This window comes from Flavobacterium sp. CF108, assembly GCF_900129795.1.
GTDB lineage: Bacteria > Bacteroidota > Bacteroidia > Flavobacteriales > Flavobacteriaceae > Flavobacterium.
Genome location: NZ_FQWW01000014.1, coordinates 1 through 5,646, shown reverse-complemented (window position 1 = coordinate 5,646; position 5,646 = coordinate 1). Strand labels below are relative to the sequence as shown.

General features: G+C 46.4%; 2 tRNA genes and 3 rRNA genes. All 5 read left to right on the top strand.

Going from position 1 to position 5,646, the window contains the following annotated elements:
* Positions 1-365 precede the first annotated feature (365 nt).
* The 5 genes from BUE10_RS23580 to rrf all read left to right on the top strand — a co-directional run bounded on the left by BUE10_RS23580 (position 366) and on the right by rrf (position 5,639).
* Positions 366-1,879 (top strand): 16S ribosomal RNA (locus tag BUE10_RS23580).
* 122 nt (positions 1,880-2,001) lie between these two features.
* A tRNA-Ile gene (locus BUE10_RS23575) sits at positions 2,002-2,075 on the top strand.
* Positions 2,076-2,241: 166 nt separating this feature from the next.
* Positions 2,242-2,318: transfer RNA gene (locus tag BUE10_RS23570), tRNA-Ala, on the top strand.
* 154 nt (positions 2,319-2,472) lie between these two features.
* Positions 2,473-5,354: ribosomal RNA gene (locus BUE10_RS23565) — 23S ribosomal RNA — on the top strand.
* A gap of 175 nt (positions 5,355-5,529) precedes the next feature.
* A 5S ribosomal RNA gene (rrf, locus tag BUE10_RS23560) occupies positions 5,530-5,639 on the top strand.
* Together the 16S, 23S and 5S rRNA genes with 2 tRNA genes alongside form the textbook arrangement of a ribosomal RNA operon.
* The last annotated feature ends 7 nt before the right edge of the window (positions 5,640-5,646 follow it).

The following is a 5,646-nucleotide window of genomic DNA, read 5'->3' as shown; positions in this document are numbered from 1 at the left end:
AAATCGAAACTGAAAATTTTTTCAGAAAAAAGATTGAGAAAAGCTTGTGAGATTTGAAAATGCTTTTTACATTTGCACCCCGCAAAACACGGAAGCTCTTTGAGAAACTGGAAGAAAAATTAAAGAAAAAGAGATTGAAAAAAATTTCAAAAAAACTTTAAATTTTTCTTGCGAGAAACAAAAAGAATTTTTAGTTTTGCACCCGCTTTGAGAGACAAGCGAAAGAAAATAAAAACACGTTCGTAGACATATTGAATTGACAGCCGTTTTGAAAGAGATTTCAAAACAAAAGAATAAGAGTAAAGGAATCGAAAGATTTGAAAAGAACCACTAGATAAAGCATCGATTATATAATATTAAAATATACGATGAAGAGTTTGATCCTGGCTCAGGATGAACGCTAGCGGCAGGCTTAACACATGCAAGTCGAGGGGTATATGTCTTCGGATATAGAGACCGGCGCACGGGTGCGTAACGCGTATGCAATCTGCCTTTCACAGAGGGATAGCCCAGAGAAATTTGGATTAATACCTCATAGTATTATAGAGTGGCATCACTTTATAATTAAAGTCACAACGGTGAAAGATGAGCATGCGTCCCATTAGCTAGTTGGTAAGGTAACGGCTTACCAAGGCAACGATGGGTAGGGGTCCTGAGAGGGAGATCCCCCACACTGGTACTGAGACACGGACCAGACTCCTACGGGAGGCAGCAGTGAGGAATATTGGACAATGGGCGCAAGCCTGATCCAGCCATGCCGCGTGCAGGATGACGGTCCTATGGATTGTAAACTGCTTTTGTACGAGAAGAAACACTCCTATGTATAGGAGCTTGACGGTATCGTAAGAATAAGGATCGGCTAACTCCGTGCCAGCAGCCGCGGTAATACGGAGGATCCAAGCGTTATCCGGAATCATTGGGTTTAAAGGGTCCGTAGGCGGTTTAGTAAGTCAGTGGTGAAAGCCCATCGCTCAACGGTGGAACGGCCATTGATACTGCTGAACTTGAATTATTAGGAAGTAACTAGAATATGTAGTGTAGCGGTGAAATGCTTAGATATTACATGGAATACCAATTGCGAAGGCAGGTTACTACTAATGGATTGACGCTGATGGACGAAAGCGTGGGGAGCGAACAGGATTAGATACCCTGGTAGTCCACGCCGTAAACGATGGATACTAGCTGTTGGAAGCAATTTCAGTGGCTAAGCGAAAGTGATAAGTATCCCACCTGGGGAGTACGTTCGCAAGAATGAAACTCAAAGGAATTGACGGGGGCCCGCACAAGCGGTGGAGCATGTGGTTTAATTCGATGATACGCGAGGAACCTTACCAAGGCTTAAATGTAGATTGACCGTTTTGGAAACAGAACTTTCGCAAGACAATTTACAAGGTGCTGCATGGTTGTCGTCAGCTCGTGCCGTGAGGTGTCAGGTTAAGTCCTATAACGAGCGCAACCCCTGTTGTTAGTTGCCAGCGAGTCATGTCGGGAACTCTAACAAGACTGCCAGTGCAAACTGTGAGGAAGGTGGGGATGACGTCAAATCATCACGGCCCTTACGCCTTGGGCTACACACGTGCTACAATGGCCGGTACAGAGAGCAGCCACTGGGTGACCAGGAGCGAATCTATAAAACCGGTCACAGTTCGGATCGGAGTCTGCAACTCGACTCCGTGAAGCTGGAATCGCTAGTAATCGGATATCAGCCATGATCCGGTGAATACGTTCCCGGGCCTTGTACACACCGCCCGTCAAGCCATGGAAGCTGGGGGTGCCTGAAGTCGGTGACCGCAAGGAGCTGCCTAGGGTAAAACTGGTAACTAGGGCTAAGTCGTAACAAGGTAGCCGTACCGGAAGGTGCGGCTGGAACACCTCCTTTCTAGAGCTTTAGTGTTAGCTATATGCACGCTGAGGAAAAAAGATGCTAATCAGGTGACTTCTAAATCACACATTCCATTACTCTTGCTGTTAGTTCAAATAATAAATTTTTAAGTAAAACAGAGTCTCGTAGCTCAGCTGGTTAGAGTACTACACTGATAATGTAGGGGTCGGCAGTTCGAGTCTGCCCGGGACTACTTTTTAAGAATTGTTAATTATAAATTATGAATTGTAAATTATAAGAACAAATTAAAAAGACTGAAACTTAAGAAAAAAGGAAATTCTAGATGCTGGGATTCACCAAAAGAAATTAGAGAAGAATTAGAAATCTAAAATCTGAATTCAACAATCTAAAATTGAAACGGGGGATTAGCTCAGCTGGCTAGAGCGCCTGCCTTGCACGCAGGAGGTCAACGGTTCGACTCCGTTATTCTCCACCAAAGCGAAAGCTTACAGCTTAAGGCCTATGGCTTATAAGTGAATAAAGTTCATTGACATATTGAGATAAGAAAATAATAAGAAAGTAGAAAGCGTTTTTTACAATTTTATTGTAAAAAACAAAAAAAACGGTCATAATTGATTTTATGATTGGTACAATAAGCAAAATAAGGGCGTATGGGGGATGCCTAGGCTCTCAGAGGCGATGAAGGGCGTGATAAGCTGCGAAAAGCTGCGGGGACAAGCACACATTGATTGATCCGCAGATACCCGAATGGGGCAACCCACTATGTTGAAGACATAGTACACCGATAGGTGGGCAAACCCGCTGAACTGAAACATCTAAGTAGGCGGAGGAGAAGAAAACAAAAGTGATTCCGTAAGTAGTGGCGAGCGAACGCGGATTAGCCCAAACCATTGATGTTACGGCATTGATGGGGTTGTAGGACCACGACATTTTATGTACAAGGAACCGGAAGTTACTGGAAAGTGACGCCATAGAGGGTGATAGCCCCGTATGGGTAACAAGTATAATAGATAGTGGTATCCTGAGTAGGGCGGGGCACGTGAAACCCTGTCTGAATTTGGCGGGACCATCCGCTAAGGCTAAATACTCCTGAGAGACCGATAGTGAACCAGTACCGTGAGGGAAAGGTGAAAAGAACCGTGAATAACGGAGTGAAATAGATCCTGAAACCATACGCTTACAAGCGGTCGGAGCCCTTTCGTGGGGTGACGGCGTGCCTTTTGCATAATGAGCCTACGAGTTAACGCTGCTGGCGAGGTTAAGTGGTTAAGCCACGGATCCGCAGCGAAAGCGAGTCTGAATAGGGCGCTTTAGTCAGTAGTGTTAGACGCGAAACCGTGTGATCTACCCATGGGCAGGATGAAGCTGTGGTAACACACAGTGGAGGTCCGAACCGGTTGACGTTGAAAAGTCTTCGGATGACCTGTGGGTAGGGGTGAAAGGCCAATCAAACTCGGAAATAGCTCGTACTCCCCGAAATGCATTTAGGTGCAGCGCTGAATAAAGTTATATAGAGGTAGAGCTACTGATTGGATGCGGGGGCTTCACCGCCTACCAATTCCTGACAAACTCCGAATGCTATATAATGTTTCTCAGCAGTGAGGGCTTGGGTGCTAAGGTCCAAGTCCGAGAGGGAAAGAACCCAGACCATCAGCTAAGGTCCCCAAATATATGCTAAGTTGAAAGAACGAGGTTTGTCTGCCCAGACAGCTAGGATGTTGGCTTGGAAGCAGCCATTCATTTAAAGAGTGCGTAACAGCTCACTAGTCGAGCGGACGAGCATGGATAATAATCGGGCATAAGCATATTACCGAAGCTATGGATTTACAGTTTACTGTAAGTGGTAGGGGAGCATTCTAACAGGGTTGAAGGTGTATCGTAAGGTATGCTGGACTGGTTAGAAAAGAAAATGTAGGCATAAGTAACGATAATGCGGGCGAGAAACCCGCACACCGAAAAACTAAGGTTTCCACAGCTATGCTAATCAGCTGTGGGTTAGTCTGGTCCTAAGGCGAACCCGAAAGGGACAGTCGATGGCTAACGGGTTAATATTCCCGTACTACTAATTACTGTGATGGGGTGACGGAGTGATGAAAGCGCCGCGAACTGACGGAATAGTTCGTTAAAGTACCTAGCTATAGGCTCTGCAGGCAAATCCGCAGAGACTGGTGAAATACGATAGTACTCGGAGTCTTCGGACAAAGAGATAGTGCGCCTAAGGGCTTCCAAGAAAAACCTCTAAACTTCAGGTAATTAGTACCAGTACCGTAAACCGACACAGGTAGTTGAGGAGAGAATCCTAAGGTGCTCGAGAGATTCATGGCTAAGGAATTAGGCAAAATAGACCTGTAACTTCGGGAGAAAGGTCGCCCCGAGCAATCGGGGCCGCAGTGAAGAGGTCCAGGCGACTGTTTATCAAAAACACAGGGCTCTGCAAAATCGTAAGATGAAGTATAGGGCCTGACACCTGCCCGGTGCTGGAAGGTTAAGAGGAGATGTTATCTTCGGAGAAGCATTGAATTGAAGCCCCAGTAAACGGCGGCCGTAACTATAACGGTCCTAAGGTAGCGAAATTCCTTGTCGGGTAAGTTCCGACCTGCACGAATGGTGTAACGATCTGGACACTGTCTCAGCCATGAGCTCGGTGAAATTGTAGTAACGGTGAAGATGCCGTTTACCCGCAGTGGGACGAAAAGACCCTGTGCACCTTTACTATAGCTTAGTATTGACCTTGGATAAATGATGTGTAGGATAGGTTGGAGACTATGAAGCGGCGTCGCCAGGCGTTGTGGAGTCATTGTTGAAATACAACCCTTTGTTTATCTGAGGCCTAACCCCGCGCTGCGGGGGACATTGCTTGGTGGGTAGTTTGACTGGGGTGGTCGCCTCCAAAAGAGTAACGGAGGCTTCTAAAGGTTCCCTCAGTACGCTTGGTAACCGTGCGTAGAGTGCAATGGCATAAGGGAGCTTGACTGAGAGACATACAGGTCGATCAGGTACGAAAGTAGAGCATAGTGATCCGGTGGTTCCGCATGGAAGGGCCATCGCTCAAAGGATAAAAGGTACGCCGGGGATAACAGGCTGATCTCCCCCAAGAGCTCATATCGACGGGGGGGTTTGGCACCTCGATGTCGGCTCGTCACATCCTGGGGCTGGAGAAGGTCCCAAGGGTTGGGCTGTTCGCCCATTAAAGTGGCACGCGAGCTGGGTTCAGAACGTCGTGAGACAGTTCGGTCTCTATCTACTGTGGGCGTTAGAAATTTGAGTGGATCTGATTCTAGTACGAGAGGACCGAATTGGACAAACCTCTAGTGTATCTGTTGTCCCGCCAGGGGCACCGCAGAGTAGCTACGTTTGGAAGGGATAAGCGCTGAAAGCATATAAGCGCGAAACCCACCACAAGATGAGATTTCTTTTAAGGATCGTGGAAGATGACCACGTTGATAGGCTATAGATGTAAAGGCAGTAATGTCATAGTCGAGTAGTACTAATAATCCGTAAGCTTATGTACACCCTTTTCTCCCGCTCAAGGGCGGGAGAAGAAACTTTCTAAAACATTTTTCTTTTCTTTATCTCAGTATGTTAAAATATTAGCTCGACGCAGAGCAGTCTTTAAGTCGAAAGATTAAAGCCAAAGGTCGAAAGACTTTACAACTTTAAGACTTGTGACTTTAGACTAAAAACCTTAAGGTGGTTATTGCGGCGGGGCTCACCTCTTCCCATCCCGAACAGAGTAGTTAAGCCCGCCTGCGCAGATGGTACTGCATCATTGTGGGAGAGTATGTCGTCGCCTTTCTTTTGAA